The organism is Rahnella sp. PD4 (assembly GCF_049199325.1).
Taxonomy (GTDB): Bacteria; Pseudomonadota; Gammaproteobacteria; order Enterobacterales; family Enterobacteriaceae; genus Rahnella; species Rahnella perminowiae.
Genome location: NZ_JBLZQF010000001.1, coordinates 962,532 through 980,210 on the forward strand (window position 1 = coordinate 962,532; position 17,679 = coordinate 980,210).

A 17,679-nucleotide genomic window follows, 5' to 3' on the forward strand; every position below is an offset into this window, starting at 1 on the left:
GGGGCAAAATGCCCCTTAATCATAAAACCACCTTTTGGCCTTCACCGCTTCAATAATCATTTCAACGGTTAATGGTTTTAGATCACGTTTGGGTGGTTTTCTCTGCCAAAATGCCCTTTCAGCTTCATAGTAATTCAACATATCAAACTTAGAATAATCAACACCATATTTAGTGAAGACATCAATCAATATCTCTGCCAAATCTTCAGGCAACAGCTGCCAATCATCTTGCACTGACCAAAATTTCTGGATAGGAACAATTTCGGGATCCCGCCAGCTTTTCCGGAACCCGTATTTATCGGTTAGATAGTCACAGATCTCTTTATCTAAATTCATTAGAAAGATGGCCATACGATACGGTCAGATGGGCGCGCGATAAGGTTATATTTATTTCTGGTCCTTTTGGAAACTAATTGAAGCATTATTACAATTTGCGCATAACCTAGCCATGGAGTCCATCGACCTATAAATGGGGCGATTTTACTTGTAGGAACCATCTTCATCTTTGAGCCTTTACCCATTGGTGCTTCTAGTCGCACCCCGAATGGCAACCTTTTTTCTTTAAACATCGCTCTGGCTATTTTTGAAATGACACTCGTTCCTGGCGTATTGGTTGCAGCTGATAACTTGCCTGAGATGGGAATCCAAGGCTGGCCAATGATAATCATCACTGTAGCAGAAGTATCCAAGCCTAAGTAATCAGATAAACTTTCTATGAAAATCAGATTAAACAATTCAGGGGCAGTTACATTGGCATGACCATGGTAGAAATAGGTCCCGCCCAACTCTTCGGTTGTGTCCATTCTCAATATCCTTTTGATTAGAAGGGATTAAGAATACTGCTGCATTCATAACCAGGCAATATGTCCCGTCACGTTAATCACTATGTCTATACTTAAAATCTCGCCACGGAGGGAATTTATGTGTGGACGCTTCACGCAGTACGAGCCCCTCTCGCATGACATCGAAGTTCTGGCGCCAGAGCGGCATTGATGACATCCCTATCGACCGCTGCAACGTCGCGCCCGGTATTCGGTTACTGAAGAAAACGGATATTTTTGAAAACAGGTTGAGGGTAATTCAGGGAAAGACAGGGGAGCAACTGGCTATACAATTACCACTGTGTCTGGCAGCGTATGATATGACGCCTGGTGAAGTGAATGAGAGGTGTTTGCAGAATAATAATACGGAGTTCATTCTCAGTTCTGCCAGCAGAAAAACCGGACGCCATCCCGGTGCGCTTCGAGCGGACATAATTACTCAGGCATTCTGGCGCGTCGTTATAAATCAAATGGTAAAAAAAAGACCGAATACTTTTAAAAACCTTTAAAAACATTAACTTATATTTTTTAGTGGCGATAAAAAGGCGACATGCGTATGGCGTGTTTTGATTTCACCAAACAATAGGAGTAATTATTAGACAAGATAATTAAAAAATTTAACTCATTGTATTAGCGTATAATTTTTTGTACACATCATCGTACGCAAAATAAAAACCATCCAAAACCAAGCAAAACCAAGCAATTCCCTTGCTTTCTTATGAAAGAATATGCTCTATTTAAGCAATATAAAGCAGTCCTTTCATGGAGTTAAGGACATGATCCATCTATCAACATCTCTTTCCGCACCTAAAGTTCTTAGCCTCCTAGACGAACAGTATTATACAGATACTTTTACTTTTTTTAAAAAAATAGAGAGCAATATTCTAAATGGGTATAATTTGGAAATAAGCTTCTCCTCATGCATTGAGATTGAGCCCAGTGCTGCATTATTATTATTCTCGACTGTTAACTTCCTGCATATGAAGTATGGATTCAATCGAATTAAAATTAAGCAACTCGCTTTAGGTAGTACATTATCATATGACGCAGCATTGAGTAGGTCGGGTGTTTGGGAAGCCTTAAACTGTAAGTGCGTTCAGGATGTTGAAAATCTTGTTATCCAGAATAATAAATTTAAAACCTCCTGTGATCAGTCCATTTTAAAAAAAGCCGATGAAATTCTGAGAGGCATTAAAGACCTCAGTCAAGAACATATTTTCTTTTTGAATTTGGCCATGAAAGAAGCAGTTCTAAATGTGATATACCATGCTTACATAGACAAGTCAGGTATAGTTAGTCCTGATGAACTAGGTATACGATGGTGGCAATGTGCATGGGTAAATACGAAACAAAAAACGGTAAATATTATCATCCATGACCGCGGTGTTGGAGTCTTAGGTTCATACAAAAACGGTCAAGACGATGAGAATGCTCTCAACGAGGCTTTTTTGCAGGGATATTCAAGATCAGGTTTGGTCAATAGGGGAATGGGGTCAGAGGATATGAAAAGCCCAGTTAATGAACTCATGGGGCAACATACTTTGACAGTTCTAACTGGGGAATTTGTTTATGAATATCAACTTAGAACTATACAGCCAATAATAACAAAGAGGAAAGTAGCTATTTGTGGTACACTCGTACATTGGAATTGTAGCTACGGGAATGTGTGAGGCATACCATGTTGAAAGAAAAAAACTTAATAAATGTTGCTGAGGATTTTTCAGACGAGCCTTTTGGTAGGTATCCCGAGGATGGTCCATACAATGCAACTACTTTCCGAGATGACCACTTGATACCTGCCCTTAAAAAACTTTCAGGTGAAGAGAAGCTTACAATTGATTTTACAGGCGTTCCTGGCCTTGGTTCGTCTTTCATGGAAGAAGTTTTTGGAGGGCTCATTCGGGCTGGCTTTGATCCTGAATATATTAATAGAATAATCATATATAAATTCCCATTGGCTTTCTATGAAATTCAAGCCAAAAAATTCATGGCTATGGCAAAAAACAACCAGAAAGATTGAGATTATATTATGGACAGTCTAATTTCTTTATTATCCCCGAGTTTAGCTATTGTTGGTTGGGGAATTGCGTATAGGTTAGCAAAAGTAAATTCTACTAGGACAGAATCTAAATCGCTGATTGACTCATGTAATACTTTAATTGACACTCTGGCCGAGAAAGGCAGTGAATTCTATCTTTCTCCAACCTCAACAAAAGGCCAACAAAGAAATTTTGAAAAATATGCATTAAATAAAATATCGCTCTTATTCAAAAAGCTTGAATTATTAGATAAAAGAGGAGTAACTACAAAACAAGAAATGATATCTGACTTCCATATGGCTTTGACTAAAGGCATTCCTACTCATGGATTAAAGCAAGAGGAGGATGACAACTGTGCACATAAAATAATGAGTGAGTCAGCTAAAATATCATATAACTTACACTCTCAGTTTCATGTAAAATACCCGCCAATTGAAGGGTTTATTAGCTTCAAACGTTACTTTTGGAAACATTAATAACCATGCTATTTAGTTGCTATCAACTTTACAGAAGAGTCATAGTATCGACGCTCAAATTTTTCTGTACCATTTCTTAATTTATATATAACCCCAACATATACGGCTTTCACACTATCAAATTTTGACATATGAATATCAAAGATACTTTCCATATTTGCATTTATTGAAAGTTCATTGCATTCTAATAGGAATTTTTCATAAAATTCGCCAAAGAAATTTTTAAGCTCATCCAATATTAATTTTAAATCTTCTTCTGGATATATCCCACCCTGCCCCACTCTTTCACATTGTACATTTTTATGTAAAATAATTTCCTCTTTAAATTCGTAACCTATGACAGAAAGTTGAATAACCTCGACCCCTCTACTCTTCATCAGTTCGCAAATATAAGCTCTGTGCGGTTGACTAATTCTTGGCCCTAGGAAAATACGGATTAATGCATTGTCAGCATAATATTTTCTTCCAACTTCCCCTGTCAAATATCTCCACTTTTTTTCATGCGCCCATTCCTCGCGTTTCTGTATGACTCTTAGAAGCATTTCTTCACCAATATTCCCAGCACTGAAGTCTTTAAAAGAAATCGGTGGCAATGGTATACTTGAATAATTGACCTTTCTTAATGGCTCATTTTTAAAATCGCTAATAGTAAATCGGTTAACATCAAACTCAAGGCACATTCCTGAAAAATTTCCAGCATAATAGGCCCACATCGGATATTCACTATAGGTGCTCGAAAATGAAACTAAAGCAAAATTGTCAATTGTATTGCGTAAAATTTCCTGAGAATTTTCAAGAAGATTAAACTCACTTCCGATAAACTCACTAATTAGCAGATCATTTTCTCCACCCACACTATAGAATGCTTCCATGGGATCATTCATTGAATAGAACGATGAAGCATATAAATAACTATTTTTCAGTGCATCCATCTCTCTTTCAAATATATTTACACCTTCATCAGAAGTGTGTCCACTTAAGTTTCTAAATCTATAAAGCCTCGGTGGAGCAATCATAATGACCTTCATTAAATAGTTGTTGAAATTATGAAATGTGATTTTTCCTAAGGTTTTCTGCGATCCTTATTTTTGAAACTTTATTCAAGCTCCAGAGAGCCAGACAACCTCCGACAAATATTAAATATAATGTTAATAAACCTTTGTTGAGCGGGGTGAATACATTAACTTTATTTAAAACTGATACTGGCACCATGACATTATAAGTTAAGGGTAGAGTGAAAGCGTACGCGCCAACTGTATAAACTAAGGTCATAACCACCATTACTAATTTGCGATAGTATAGGAATTTATGCCGTTTTGAAATCCATTCAAACTGGAGTGGATTACAAGAAATAGTAAGCAAGTGACTACATTTTCGGTAAGCATCAATATCACTTGTTGGATTCTTACTTGTCAGAAGGGCATTGCGTTGCTCGAAGCTTAATTTATTATCCCTTGTTATAGCAGCATAACCATATTCAATACTTAGCTTTTTTAAGTATTCCTCACCAGATATTTTGTACAGCTCATATATAAATTTGCTAGATTTTTCTCTCTGCTCATATATACGATCTGATGAATACACCCACCCTTTCCAGAGCGTTACAACCGTTGCTAATGCAGCTAACATTGACGGAATGTATTTTAGAAGTAATTCTGAAACTGCAATCATCTAACAATCCTTGCTGGTTTAAATATTTATTTCAAAAGAGGCAATTATTACACCTTCTGGTATCACATCTTTAGTAGAGCATTCGAAATCTGCTCTTTGGTTAAATATTTTCAAATTATTACGTGGCCTTCTTGAGACTGTGTAGATATCAAGTATTCCATCAATACTCAATAACCACATCCCATTTGATATGTCATTAAAATCTCTACTGACCAAGTATTTCGTTCTAATTGTATTCAAAAGATAAATAGAATCAATATTTAACCCCTCTGGGATAAACAATCGGTCAAGGTTACAAACACCTTGTTCTTCTAATTTTCCAGAGTTCAAAGATAAATAAGGAATTGAATGAATATTTTCTGGGAAAGTGAGCTGATTACTATTGGCCTTTTGAGAACTCCCCGTTGCTAACCAGTCCAATGACACTCCGGTATCAAGAGCACATGCAATAACTACATCAGCAGGAAAGTATTCACGACGAATCCACGTACTTATGGTACCTGTTGAGATCCCAAGATAATCGCTAAGTTCTTTTTGTGTACTAAATTCGTACGCTTCCATGATGCGTTTCAGTACAGTTTTGCCTCCGTTTGAAAGCATTGTAGTTATCAATGTCTTTCCACTGAGACTCATCTCTAGTTTCCGCTTCGGAAAACTTGAAATGTTTGCATTTGCAAACTCACCGGTAACTAACCAGTGAAGGTCTGCATTCGTATCAAGTGCGCATTTAATGATTGGGTTGCCTGGGACTCTGTCTCGCTGTATCCAGCCACTAATATTATTCGCAGGTATAGCAAGGACTTCAGCTAAGGCCTTCTGTGAATTTACACCATATGCCGACATCAATCTGTTCAGGATTTCCTGACTATCCATTTTTTCGCCAATCATAAAAAGCACCGAAGTGATAAAAAAACATTTACCAAATCGTTTTTACGATCTAAAGTGACAACACACCACATGTTACACAGTAGAACTCAAACGACAGAAAGGAGATTTTGCGTTATGTCACTTCAGAATGCAATTCAAGTACCCTCTGATAAGACGACCGTTTCTAAGGAACTGTTAAACTCTGTAGTATCCCAGTTACTACCAGCTTTAGAGTCAGCCCTCTCTGCAACCATCGTGAACTCAATAAGTTTGCAACTGACCACACTCGCTAACTCACCGACAATTTCTAAAAAAGATTTTGCTGCAATTAACGGCATCAGTTCCGCTGTCCTCGAAAAGTGGATCGCTAACGGCGTTGTCCTGCTTGCCCCAACGCCTTCAACCACAATCACCCAGCAACGCAAAAACCGAAAAACAGGTCAAATGCAAACTGTCGTAATGGAGCGTCATGGCAATGCTCTGATCAATCTTGAGGCCTGGCGTGAGAAAAACCGTCAGCAAGCCATCAAGTGCCGCTACATAAATCGTTGAGTCAGATTATTCAAACTAGCAGGGACTAACAATGTTTGATTATCGCGTTTCCAAACACGCTCACTTTGACGATGCATGCAAGGCATTTGTGAATCGTCATAACCTTACCGAACTTGCCGCGCTAATGGGAACTAAACCCCAAATCCTACGCAATAAGTTCAACCCTGAACAACCTCATAAACTTACCTGTGAGGAAGTTCTTTTAATCACTGACCTGACTGAGGACGCGACCCTTCTCGATGGCATGCTGGCACAGATAAATTGCCTGCCGTCAGTTCCGGTCAATGAGATTGCTACTTCTAATCTATCAACCTACGCACTACAAGCAACTGCCGCCGTTGGTTCTATTGCAGCTGATGCAGTGAAAGGGGGTGCGGTCAGTTCTCAGCGTCGAATGTCCTTACTCGAAGGTGTTAATGCTGGTATTCGCCATCTGTCACTGATCGGTTTAGTTGTTCAAGGCCGAGTGCAGGCATCCCCTGCCCTGGCATCTGCGGTTGGTGCTATTGCAAGCGTCACGACAAATGGGCTGATGTGAATATGGCTGTTTCTATTGCTCCTTTTTTAAAACAGCAGAGTCCATCTCGCCACTTTGGTCACGGCTGCATCGAGTTGCCAGGCGGAAAGCGTTGGAATCCTTCAATGTCACAAGCCACTGCCCCGCAGGCCGTGAGAAATTCAAAACCGCTTTTAAAGCGTCTGTTTAGTTGAGGTGATTATGTCTTTAGTAAATGAAGAACATATTCAAATAGGCAAAAAACATCTTTCCCGAATTAAAGAGATGTTTGATTTCAGAAAGAATGTAGCGCAGGAAACATTTGATACTCAGCCGCTGCATATGCGTAGAACAATCTGTTTTCATGCTGGCTTATCTCGTCGCCATCTTGAGATGAAGTTTGCTGAATTAACGCCGACGGAAAGGCATCAAGTAGTTGCGGCGCTAAATTCTTTGCTTGGTTTAACTGAATCACTGCCCAAATTTATCAGTGATGATGACTGCAAGATAAATATTAAACACTAACCCGAATTTAAATTAATTGGCGTCAACCCGCCGGGCATTCTTTTGCCTGAAAACAGGAGTTTTATATGAATAATATTATTGAGAACACACGTCAGAATACTGTTGGTTTGCCAGTTATGGGCATTGATTGGGCTTCACCAGAACGCGATTACACTTCTGTTCCTGATTTATCGTTGATGCTGGACACTGCTCGTATTGAAGAACGCGCCAATCGAGCGGTGGTATTTGCCGGCCGCCTGGAAGCGATTGCCAGTTTTATCCTCAAACGTGAAATGACAGGGATTGAAGCTGCAGAAGCACTACGCATTGAAGCTAACCGAATCCAAAGTGAAGCGGAGGCGTAACTATGGCTGATGTAATCGACACCGCCCAGGAACGCGCTGATCTCGTCCTTTCCGCCCAAATCCAAGCCGCCCGGGCAACTGTTGCGGGCATTTCCGCAATGTTCTGCATCGAGTGTAATCGTCCGATACCAGAGGAACGCCGTGCAGCTCTGCCAGGGGTTGAGCTTTGTGTCTACTGCAAAGAACTCGCTGAGTTGAACGCCAGACATTACAGAGTAAATAAGTGATCATTTTCTCAGTGGCGTTACTCATCCTGGCCGGTATCAATGCTGGCTATCTGGTCATTGATATCAAAGACGGTATGTAATGCAGGCCAGCCGCTTCACTCCGCAGATTAAAACGCCCGAAGTCTGGGCGTTTCCCTGGAACAAACCACGCCAGGCCGTTTCTGGCCTGGAAAGACCGCTTACCCGTGATGAATACGATCAGGGGCAAGCTGTTTTAATCAGAGTAAAAAACCTCTCTACCGATCTTCGGGAAATTTTCACAGGTCGCCATGCGTATCTGCTGAAAACGCAGGGCATTCATGCCGCCAATAAATATCTGGTTTATACCCTTGGTCGCAGCATCCTTCCCCGTGTCGAAGCGGTCAATGCCGCTCACGCGATGAATGTTAAAGCCTCCATGAAATTCATGTCTGAGGCAGACACTTATCACAGCCTGCCGAGCATGGGCGATAAACCCTTGCGCCGGTTCGCCCAGGACATCGCCGGACAACTGAAAGAAATCTATGAAGAACGTTGCGATCAGTTGCTTGCTCAGTACAACGGGGATAATTCGATTCTTTTTGAGCGTGATACCCAGTGCGAGCTATACCGCGAAATCGCCGGTATGGCACAGGCTTTCAATATCACGCCGATGTATTGGGCAAAATTTTGCAAAGGCAAACTGGATGCCGTTTCCGCTATCGCTGCCATGTCACGCCTGGTTAATCCGGATTGGTGGTTACGCCAACTGAAAGGCCAGCGCACCCGCTGGCGTGAATCTTTGCTGATCGCCATCGGCAAAGTGAACCGTGATGCTTCCCCGTATGCCAGTAAGCAGGCTATCCGTGAAGTACGTGCACGCCGTCTGTCGAATCTCGATTACCTGAAAAGCTGCGACCTGGAAAACATCGAAACCGGCGAGCGTTTCAGTCTGATCGACAAAGTGATGGCGAGTATTTCAAACCCTGAAATCCGCCGCATGGAGCTAATGAGCACGATCGCCGGCACTGAAAAATATGCTGCTGCGAATGGCGACGTCGGGATGTTCCTCACTATCACCACCCCGTCCAAATATCACCCGACCCGCATGGTTGGCAAGGGCGATAAAAAGCGCGTTCAGCGAAATCACGCCTGGGACAAAGAAGCCTATACGCCGAAAGATGCACAGCGATATCTGTGCGGGATCTGGAGCAAAATGCGCACCGCGTTCAAAGATAGCGACCTGTCCGTTTACGGGATGCGTGTTGTAGAGCCTCACCACGACGCGACGCCGCACTGGCACATGATGTTATTCACTAAACCCGCTATGCGTCAGCCGGTGATCGATATCATGCGCAAATACGCCATGAAAGAAGACGGTGACGAACGCGGCGCAGCTAAAAACCGCTTTGACTGTAAACACCTGAATCGCGGCGGCGCGGCTGGCTATATCGCCAAATACATCGCAAAGAACATCGACGGTTACGCACTGGAAGGCGAGCGCGACCATGAAACCGGCGAGCTGCTGACAGATTCCGCTGCCGCTGTCACCGCCTGGGCTGCTACCTGGCGGATCCCCCAGTTTCGCCCTATCGGCCTGCCTACCATGGGTTCATACCGTGAGTGCCGCCGCATCCGTTCCATTAGTCTGACTGAAACCTTTGACGAAGAAGTGGAAGCCGTCCGCGCTGCTGCTGATGCCGGTGATTTTATGGCGTACATGTCAGCCCAGGGCGGTGCAAATGTTCCTCGCGACGATCAGACTGTGCGTGTAGCCCGCCGCCTGGCTGACGAGTTGAACGCCTACGATGAAGAGGTGAAAAAGGTTGTGGGTATTTTTGCCCCTCACCTTGGCGACTCCCGTGTTTATGAAACCCGTACAACTCAATGGCGCATCGTTTCTTCCGCCGTTGACGTTGAGGTTTTGACCTTAAAAAGCGCCCCCGGCGCGCCTCGGAGTCCTGTCAATAACTGTGGGTTAGGTGAAAAGAAACAATCCGCAAATAGGCTCGATAGCCAGGCTGGGGGCGCACCTACAGCGTCCAATTCTGACAACCTGCGAGTTATTGACTGGACAGACACTGCCGCCGTGAGGGCGATTGTGGCGCGTATACGTGAGGAAACGCCGAGAGTCAGCAAGGCACAGCGCAGTTTCGACCCGACAAAAGTCCGTGATGTGGCACCGTCGGCAAGATTGACGGCAGAAGAACGGGCGCGGATGCCGGAAATTGAGCACGTATTGTTGAAACAGGGCATTACTGCCGAGCCTTGGGAACTGGAAGCATTGAGCCGCGGCGCGAGTGTGCAATTTGCCAATACTCAACTTCAATTTTTGCGAAGCGTAGAGTAAGGTAACTTCCGACAGATAGAAATAGCAATTATATTTACCCCCTATAAATTTCTTATTGAAAGTAGTTAAATTCAGACTTACTCTGCTTAATAAAATAGTTATCGAACATATCGATGAGAGTGAGACATTAAAATGATTACAACTGAAGATTTCACTAAATTAATCGAAAAAGCATCCCGCAACCGCTTGATAATTAGCGCATCTCGGGAGGATTCCTATAGGAGGATACAACAAACTTGCCCCAATGATGTAAACAAAATAAGAAACCATGCGCTTTTCTTAAAAAAAGAATCAATATTTAAACATATTTGCTATAATCACCCGATCACTCCATTAATTAAATATATAGATTTTCTCATCGAAGCAACCAGAAGAATAATTCCAGATTTAGATTTTAATGAAATTCCAGAATTCATAGATTGGGGTGAGATAGTCAATGCAATTCATTCTGCTAGAAATGATAGTGTCTATTTCCTAGATGAACACAAAAACATATCATTTCATAAGAAGGAGGTAATGTTTGCAGAGTCATGCTCTAGACTTATTAAATTAGGGGTTGAGTTCGAAACAATCAATAATGATATTTACATACACTCCAACTCTTTCAACTTCATAAACAATGAAATTTTACATTTATGTCGAGAGATAGGTGGGGAGACGATCATAAGATTGATGCTTGACGAAATTAAAATTCTCTTTGATTCGACAATGTCAAGATACCACATTACTCGCCAAGTGGCGCGTTCTAATGAAGACATACCTTTAGCAATACCTTGGGGGTATTTAATGTTAGTAGGGTTAAGTAATTTAAAATCCCTAAAAAAAAATAATGACAAAGCATATCAGAAGATAGTGTACGATAAGCTAAAACGAATCTTAACGGATTTGGTTTCCACCTATGAAATTCAGCCATACAGCATTTATGAAAATATATATTTAAATGATCAATATTTGGTGAAATTTCTACAAGAATGTATTCTGTATGACAATTTAATCCCATTACAACAATGGAACCCCCAGCACGCTAAAAATATCATAACATTTTTGACGAAACAGTTTATCGATAACAATGAGAAGAGTTATTGTTTATCATTAAAAACTATTGTAAAGATTGGCATATCATTAATAAAAGAATCAAACAAGTCTAGCATCAAAAAAATAACGGCTAAGGAAATAGCTGAAAAAACAAAAATACCGATAACAAAAGTTTCCGAAGTTTTAAATAAAATATTTATTTTCAAAAACGAAAAATTAGAAAAAGGAGTTATATTCCCCCCAGGAAAGAATTCTATAGGCTTCTACTCAAAGCCATTATACCAATCGAATGATGGCCTTTTCTTACTGCCATCAAGCCTGTGTAGTTTTTCTGTCTCAAACGCAGTTCTCTATCAAATTTCATACCCTAGTGGAATCTATAATAACAATCAAGATTCTAAATTAGGATGTCAGGTTGAAAAATTACTTATTAATGCTTTCGAAAGTAAAGGAATAAAGACGACTTATGGGAATTATTTTTTCCACAAGAAACTTAATGTTGGTGAGTCAGACTTGATTGTAGAAACGCATAGTACAATCTTCATATTCGAAGTAAAGAAAAAATCGATGACAAATGCTGCTTTGTTTGGTCAAGATTTCGAAATTCTAACTTCACTAGCTGCTAGTGTTCTACATTCTCAATCCCAAGCATTCAAAATAGAATATTTATTACATCTAAATGGTGAAATAAATATAAAAAACAAAAATGGCATAAACAAAGTTAGTCTTAATAACAGGGTTGTGAAAAAGATATCAGTTAGCTTAAATGACTTTGGTAGTTTACAAGACCTTATAACCTTACAAACAATTTTGAGCTCAAGCATATCATCTATAATATCAAGTTCAGATAAAGATGTTGATGGAAAACTTAATGATTGGAGGAATTTCATTAAAGACATAAATAATTATTTAATTTTGATGGAGGATCCAAAGCAGCCTCAAAGATTGCCGTTTTACAACTCACTGTTCATGAGTGTAAGCCAAATATTAACCATTTTAGGAGCATGCAATAATGAAACTGATTTCTTATCAGAAATCAGTCGTGGGAGTAACTTAATATTATCAAAAAGAGATTTCTATCAAGAATATAGTATGAAGAAAAACTTACTAAAAGACCATGAACATAAAAATAGCTTAAGAAATTTGAAGGGTTGATTTCTTCCATATTTAGAAAACTGATTCATGACCTTTTGGATGGGCTGCAAGCAGTTTAAGGCATGATTATACTGGAAATTGTTATAAAAAAACCCTATAGTACTGTATACATGCACAGTACTTATAATTCAGGAGTGAGCAATGGATTCCTCGCATGAGCTTAAAATTGCGCTGATAAAAATCCGGCTTATGGCTGATATATCGCGGGATGCGCAATGCAAAGTTGATGAGATCCATATTGTTATGGAGATGATTTCAGAGCTTGCTGACCGCGCATTAGATGTAGAAGAGCAAGAGTACATAGCCATCAGCGAAGTCACTGGCGTTGAATAGACCGCTGTTCATCCATTTGATTACCTATGCCAGTGGCAATGCATGCATAACGTGCATTGTTTTGCATGACGATCAGACCCTAAAAAATGGTGGCTCCCGCCAATTCTGGCAAGGATCTGAATGGATCGTGCATCTGCATTAAAAACGACCTATAAAGCGGGCAGGCGAGGCGGGGATAGCATTGCGCGCAGAGGGGGCTTGAACCATAAAATCGGGGGCGTCAGCGCAATTCTGAGTGCCTTTCTCAAGATGGGTAAGTTGGGACGCGTTTGGAAATAGACGCTCTTAGAATAGCGCTGAGGCGCTCTGATGGGGAGGGTGAAAATGAGGCGAGTAAAGATTGGGGATTTGTTTGTGTTTCTGGATCCAAGGGAGGCTATACACAGGTTTGATGACCAGGAATTTTTTCCGGCTTATGGATCTCATCCGCCCAACTGAAGCTAATTTGAACCTCTGCTTGATAAGGAGGGACAGAGGTCAAAGATATCTAAGCGAAAATGCAGCCTTAAAAGAGCATATGCCGATTGAATTTGGGGCTTTTGTACCGTTTTTTTTTCTGCTATAAAGTCGATAAAGTTTAGTGAATTCATACATCCTATCTGCGAGGTATCTGCTCAGATTCATGTTTTGCCCATGCGATTACGCATACTGTTCGATTATTGAACGATAATTCAAGCATGTTAAGCAGTTGGCAAGCCCCTGCTGAGAACTGACTCATGCTATGAAAAAATTTAACCTGAGCAAATTGGAGTAATTGCATTGAAAGAGCAGATCGCAAAAGTAGCAGAAAATGGTTGGTTAGAAATCTATAATGGGCATCTCCCTGAAGATTGGTATGCTGGCTTTGAATATTGGTCGACTGATGTAGACACAGAACATCGAGCATCTGCCTTAAAAAATATTGCTTATTGCCTACTAAACGGTAAAGGGACGAAAGCAGATGTTGATAAAGCAAAAGAAACTTATATTTTGGCTCACAATGCTGGTGTTGAGTCAGCCATTCTTGAATATTATCATCAATTAGTTAGAATGGATTATTCGCATATATTAGTGCAGGAAATCCAAAATACTGATCAAGTAAAAGCTGACTTTCCGGCATTCAAGGAAATCGTAGGCGAGATGCAGGCTTATAGCTCCTCTGGATTAGAAGATTTCCTGAAGGTTATGAAGCGTGTTGTTTGGATGCGTGAATTATTTTATTTAATTAGCCTATCCCATAAAACCCCAAATAATATTCAAAAAATATTAGAAGATATTACTCCAATAGATGATGAAGAATGTCGGGATGCTATGCGCAAGATCCTTGCACTCCACGCAGTTAAATACTATAAATATCACTCTTCTGAAAAGAGAATCACCAGTAGCAATACTGTTGCGCATATAGGTAACGTTGGAGTGACGAGCGGTTACTCTACCTATAAATTGTTAACCTATAAATTTAGAGTTATCAACGACAGTGATTATGATCTTCAATGCATTAAATTTAAGATTACAAAGCATTCAGATAAAATATATGAATCTCGCAAGGGCAGGTATATTGGCGAGAATGGGGATGAGATTTCGTATGGGAAGCATCTTAAATTCACTTTAGGTATGAGACATAAATCATCGTTAAAATCACATGGTGAACTTCATACTTTCATAAATGAAAAATATCCATTTATAAACCTTAAGTTCCTACTGAATATATCTGTAAAGGGCTACAGAGAGCTAACGTTGAAAGAAAGACTTTTCGGTTATAAATAAGAGTTTTCGGGCGGTATATACCGCCCGAATTAACTTCATTATCCCTGTATGGATAGCCGCTTACCTCTGGCTATGAAGTGTATTGCGTAGAGTGGGAAAAGATTGTTACAGGTTTTTAACCGTCAAAATATCGCCGCCAACTGGCGAAGCTTAAACAAAACTTTGAGATTTAACCCAGCTGATAGAGCTTGAAACAGATGACTTCCTGACCGCACCAGTCGTTAAATTCTTTCATTCGTTCCTGCAATGGCGTCAGCTCGTTACGGACATACACGCTTGCCGCCTTCTCCACATCCCCAAACCCTCCGGCATTATCAGGTATGATCCCCATCATCTGCGGTGGAACGCGGTGCGCGCTCAGCAGGTCATCACGGCTTGATTTCTTGATATTGAAGAAATCATCCTTGGTGGCGACCTCACTTAGCGGCAGGATCTGAATGCCGTCTTTCTTGCCGTTCGGCGCGTACATGAACAGGTTACGGAAGTTGCCCAGACCTTTGGTGTCTCTCATGGCCTTACGCATTGAATCAATATCACTGCTGCTTTGCGCGGCGTCGGTCATATACAAAATATAGCCCGCGTGCGCGCCGTTCTGGTAATACTTGCGGCGGAACAACGTGGCGGCCTCATTGAGCCAGGCGGAATTCAGCGCGCTCAGGTATTCCGGCAGGCCGTAAATCTCCTGGTTAATGTCTGGTTCGATCAGGTGGAAGATGCTGCCTGCTGCGAACTGGTGCGGATCCTTCCAGCCTTGCACAAACCAATACGTCCCCTCTTCCACTCCGCGACGCACATATTTAGCTGGCACGGCCTCAAAGCGTAACGGTTCGCCGAGCTGGTTGCGGATCAGTTCCAGGTACGCATTCCCGAACACCAGATAGTCCAGCGCAAATTTGCTGAACTCCTGCTGGCTCAGCAATGGATGCGGGATAAATGTCGAGGCGAGGATATTACGCTTCACGTAAATCGGTGAGCTGTGGTGAACTGCGGCGCGAAGGCTGCGGGCAAGACCGTCGAAGCTCACCGGCGGCTCATACCAGCGGCCGTTACCGGTGCATTCGATGTAATCCAGAATCTCGCGGCGGTCTAAAACCGGCGTCGGATCACCGAAACTGAATACCTCTGCGCCCTGCTGGCTTTCAGTGGTCGTGGTCTGCGTAGCTTTACGGTATTTGCGCTTGCTCATTTAGTAGAACTCCAGAATGTTCGGGCTTTGTCCGCCGTTGGCGGCGGTTAGCGGTTCGTTTAACAGGGCGTGCATGATTGCCCACGCCACGTCGGCATGGCTGGCCTCTTCACTGCGGCTGGCTTCGTAGGTGGAGCGGTTGCCGCTGGCGGTCATCGTTTTGCGGATTGCCATAAACGACGCGGTGATGTCGGTGTGTCCTGTGTCGTACTCGAGACGACCAGAGCTGATGGTGTCTTTTGCTTTGAGTACCAGCGCGGTTTTCACTTCGGGGCTGTAACGGATCTCACGCGCCGCAGGAAAGAACTGCTGAACAAGCTGGAACACACCCTGCCCGATGCCAGTCGCATCGATGCCGATATACTCAACGGCATAACGATTGGTGAGTTCCTCGATGCTTCTGGCCTGCGCGGCAAAGTCCATGCCCTTCCACTGGTGACGCTCGAGCACACGGAACTTGCCGCCGGAAACCACCGGCGGAGCGATGAGCGCGCAGCCTGCGCTGTCACCGGTATGCGACGGGTCGTAACCAATCCAGACGGGACGATAGGCAAATGGCCGCTTAAGATACGGGTCGAAGTCTTCCCACTCGTCCAGACTATCCACCATGCACCCTTGCAACTCAGCGAACGGGAATACCGATGCCTGATCGTCCACGAACTCACACATCAGCAGGTTTTCATATTCGGCGGGGCTGTACTCCAGTTGCAGCTGTTCCAGGTCGAACAGGTTACAGCCGCCTGACAGAGCATCTTCCACCGTCACAATCTGCCGCCACTGGCCGTCATCGCACAGCACGCCTTTTGACAGGTGCGAGTGCGTTAAATCTAGGTCAATCCTGTCGGCCTTATTGCGGCGCCCTTTGTTGAATAGTTCCCCCGACCAGAACGGATAGGCACTGTGTGCCAGACTGGATGGCGTGGAAAAGTACGTACTCCGCCATTTTTTATGCAGCGACATACCGGAGGCGACTTTGCGCAGTTCCTGAAACTTAGGGATCCAGAAGTATTCGTCCAGATAGAGATTGCCGGTATAGCTCTGCGCGGTGCGGACGTTGGTTCCGAGGAAAATCAGCCGTGCGCCGTTCGGCAACACTATCGGGTCGCCTTTTAAATCCACGTCAACCTGTCGGGCAAAGTCGATGATGTAGTTCTTAAAGACGTGCGCCTGCGCCTTACTGGCTGACAGGAAAATTTGATTACGGCCGGTGGTCAGCGCATCAATCAAAGCTTCCCTGGCAAAGTAAAAGGTTGCACCAATCTGGCGGGACTTGAGGATGTTGCGGATACGGTGCTGAAGTCCGGCCTGATGCCAGCCTCGCTGATACTCGAACGATGTCTCGATAAAGATATCGCCAAGCTTTTCGATGGCCTCATCACTGAAAACATTCTTATCGGGTGCCTTTCGTTCACCCTTGTTGCGGTTAGCGACGTTCGGGTTTAAATCAGCCTCGCTGCCGGTATGGTTGTAACGGTTCACTCGTGCAAGACGTTCAATCTGTCGGCCTAACAGGTCGATCTCTTTGTAGTCTTTCCCCTCTTTTACATCTTTCATGACTAGCTGGATCAGCCGCGCTTCCATGCTGGTTTCCACACGAGAAATGGGCGCGATGGCCTCCCATTGATCGCGAGTTTTCCAGCTCTGCACGGTCGGTGTTTTTTGGCTCAGCATCTCCCCGATTTGCCGCACAGAAAAACCCTGCCAGTAAAGCAGTGCCGCCTGTCGGCGCGGGTCGCTGATGATGGTGGAGTTTGAAATATTCATGCCGCCACGTTACCGGCCAGACAGCTGTTTTTCGCGCTGCCCACGTTGTGCCATCGGGCAACAACCCGCATCGGCTGGCGGCCTGCGGTGACTGTCTGGAAACTAACTCCCGTTCTCAACACTCATTACCGGAG

22 protein-coding genes are annotated in these 17,679 nt (G+C 42.9%); 14 read left to right on the plus strand and 8 right to left on the minus strand.

The genetic code is table 11. The annotated features are described in order from the left end of the window. Positions 1–15 precede the first annotated feature (15 nt). Both ACOZIO_RS04295 and ACOZIO_RS04300 read right to left on the minus strand, forming a co-directional pair. Entirely contained in the window at positions 16–336 is a 321-nt protein-coding gene (locus ACOZIO_RS04295; protein ID WP_165383692.1) for a DUF1493 family protein, read from the minus strand. Next, complete coding sequence (locus tag ACOZIO_RS04300) at positions 336–803, minus strand: STM2901 family protein (RefSeq protein WP_129951763.1); 468 nt, start codon at positions 801–803, stop codon at positions 336–338. The genes ACOZIO_RS04295 and ACOZIO_RS04300 overlap by 1 nt, the downstream gene beginning before the upstream one ends. 122 nt (positions 804–925) lie before the next feature. Between ACOZIO_RS04300 and ACOZIO_RS04305 the strand changes: the two genes are divergently transcribed. From ACOZIO_RS04305 to ACOZIO_RS04320, 4 genes are all read left to right on the plus strand, one after another. Next, a complete protein-coding gene (locus ACOZIO_RS04305; RefSeq protein ID WP_421594949.1) occupies positions 926–1,330 on the plus strand; it encodes a hypothetical protein in 405 nt (134 codons plus the stop codon). A gap of 267 nt (positions 1,331–1,597) precedes the next feature. Next, positions 1,598–2,491 (plus strand): hypothetical protein, encoded by an 894-nt coding sequence (locus tag ACOZIO_RS04310; protein WP_421594950.1) that lies wholly within the window; start codon positions 1,598–1,600, stop codon positions 2,489–2,491. Positions 2,492–2,499: 8 nt separating this feature from the next. After that, positions 2,500–2,841 (plus strand): STAS-like domain-containing protein, encoded by a 342-nt coding sequence (locus ACOZIO_RS04315; RefSeq protein WP_421594951.1) that lies wholly within the window; start codon positions 2,500–2,502, stop codon positions 2,839–2,841. A 9-nt stretch (positions 2,842–2,850) separates the two neighbouring features. After that, positions 2,851–3,336 (plus strand): hypothetical protein, encoded by a 486-nt coding sequence (locus ACOZIO_RS04320; RefSeq protein WP_421594952.1) that lies wholly within the window; start codon positions 2,851–2,853, stop codon positions 3,334–3,336. An 8-nt stretch (positions 3,337–3,344) separates the two neighbouring features. Here ACOZIO_RS04320 and ACOZIO_RS04325 read toward each other — a convergent pair whose 3' ends face one another. From ACOZIO_RS04325 to ACOZIO_RS04335, 3 genes are read right to left on the minus strand one after another with little or no spacing between them, the layout of a single operon-like run. Then, on the minus strand, positions 3,345–4,352 hold the full coding sequence (locus ACOZIO_RS04325) for a DUF2971 domain-containing protein (RefSeq protein WP_421594953.1): 1,008 nt from the start codon (positions 4,350–4,352) through the stop codon (positions 3,345–3,347). Positions 4,353–4,380: 28 nt separating this feature from the next. Beyond that, positions 4,381–5,007, minus strand: coding sequence for a hypothetical protein (locus ACOZIO_RS04330; protein WP_421594954.1), 627 nt, complete (start codon positions 5,005–5,007; stop codon positions 4,381–4,383). A gap of 18 nt (positions 5,008–5,025) precedes the next feature. Continuing rightward, positions 5,026–5,895 (minus strand): phage repressor protein CI, encoded by an 870-nt coding sequence (locus ACOZIO_RS04335; RefSeq protein ID WP_421594955.1) that lies wholly within the window; start codon positions 5,893–5,895, stop codon positions 5,026–5,028. 114 nt (positions 5,896–6,009) lie between these two features. Here ACOZIO_RS04335 and ACOZIO_RS04340 point away from each other — a divergent pair, with 114 nt between their 5' ends. The 10 genes from ACOZIO_RS04340 to ACOZIO_RS04385 all read left to right on the plus strand — a co-directional run bounded on the left by ACOZIO_RS04340 (position 6,010) and on the right by ACOZIO_RS04385 (position 14,595). Beyond that, a complete protein-coding gene (locus tag ACOZIO_RS04340; protein WP_421594956.1) occupies positions 6,010–6,426 on the plus strand; it encodes a hypothetical protein in 417 nt (138 codons plus the stop codon). A gap of 31 nt (positions 6,427–6,457) precedes the next feature. Then, positions 6,458–6,964 carry a phage regulatory CII family protein gene (locus tag ACOZIO_RS04345; RefSeq protein ID WP_104922599.1) on the plus strand — a complete coding sequence of 169 codons (507 nt, stop codon included), beginning with the start codon at positions 6,458–6,460 and terminating at the stop codon, positions 6,962–6,964. Between the two features lie 2 nt (positions 6,965–6,966). Beyond that, the gene (locus ACOZIO_RS04350) at positions 6,967–7,137 is read left to right on the plus strand and encodes a phage filamentation protein Fil family protein (RefSeq protein WP_119826354.1); all 171 of its coding nucleotides are present in this window, start codon (positions 6,967–6,969) and stop codon (positions 7,135–7,137) included. 7 nt (positions 7,138–7,144) lie between these two features. Next, entirely contained in the window at positions 7,145–7,447 is a 303-nt protein-coding gene (locus ACOZIO_RS04355; RefSeq protein ID WP_104922600.1) for a hypothetical protein, read from the plus strand. Between the two features lie 65 nt (positions 7,448–7,512). Further along, on the plus strand, positions 7,513–7,791 hold the full coding sequence (locus tag ACOZIO_RS04360) for a DUF2732 family protein (protein ID WP_421594957.1): 279 nt from the start codon (positions 7,513–7,515) through the stop codon (positions 7,789–7,791). A gap of 2 nt (positions 7,792–7,793) precedes the next feature. Further along, positions 7,794–8,018, plus strand: a complete 225-nt coding sequence (locus tag ACOZIO_RS04365) for a TraR/DksA C4-type zinc finger protein (RefSeq protein ID WP_421594958.1) — start codon at positions 7,794–7,796, stop codon at positions 8,016–8,018. 79 nt (positions 8,019–8,097) lie between these two features. After that, positions 8,098–10,326 carry a replication endonuclease gene (locus ACOZIO_RS04370; RefSeq protein ID WP_421594959.1) on the plus strand — a complete coding sequence of 743 codons (2,229 nt, stop codon included), beginning with the start codon at positions 8,098–8,100 and terminating at the stop codon, positions 10,324–10,326. A 132-nt stretch (positions 10,327–10,458) separates the two neighbouring features. Further along, the gene (locus ACOZIO_RS04375; RefSeq protein WP_421594960.1) at positions 10,459–12,516 is read left to right on the plus strand and encodes a hypothetical protein; all 2,058 of its coding nucleotides are present in this window, start codon (positions 10,459–10,461) and stop codon (positions 12,514–12,516) included. Positions 12,517–12,657: 141 nt separating this feature from the next. Then, positions 12,658–12,849, plus strand: coding sequence for a hypothetical protein (locus ACOZIO_RS04380; RefSeq protein WP_421594961.1), 192 nt, complete (start codon positions 12,658–12,660; stop codon positions 12,847–12,849). Between the two features lie 759 nt (positions 12,850–13,608). After that, on the plus strand, positions 13,609–14,595 hold the full coding sequence (locus tag ACOZIO_RS04385) for a hypothetical protein (RefSeq protein WP_421594962.1): 987 nt from the start codon (positions 13,609–13,611) through the stop codon (positions 14,593–14,595). 169 nt (positions 14,596–14,764) lie between these two features. Here the strand turns inward: ACOZIO_RS04385 and ACOZIO_RS04390 are convergent, their stop codons facing one another. The 3 genes from ACOZIO_RS04390 to ACOZIO_RS04400 are packed head-to-tail and all read right to left on the minus strand — an operon-like array spanning position 14,765 to position 17,664. Further along, positions 14,765–15,781, minus strand: coding sequence for a phage portal protein (locus ACOZIO_RS04390; RefSeq protein WP_421594963.1), 1,017 nt, complete (start codon positions 15,779–15,781; stop codon positions 14,765–14,767). After that, complete coding sequence (locus ACOZIO_RS04395) at positions 15,782–17,545, minus strand: terminase ATPase subunit family protein (RefSeq protein ID WP_421594964.1); 1,764 nt, start codon at positions 17,543–17,545, stop codon at positions 15,782–15,784. It abuts the gene before it with no gap. Beyond that, positions 17,542–17,664 carry a hypothetical protein gene (locus ACOZIO_RS04400; protein ID WP_421594965.1) on the minus strand — a complete coding sequence of 41 codons (123 nt, stop codon included), beginning with the start codon at positions 17,662–17,664 and terminating at the stop codon, positions 17,542–17,544. Before ACOZIO_RS04400 ends, ACOZIO_RS04395 begins: the two co-directional genes overlap by 4 nt. Positions 17,665–17,679: the final 15 nt, after the last annotated feature.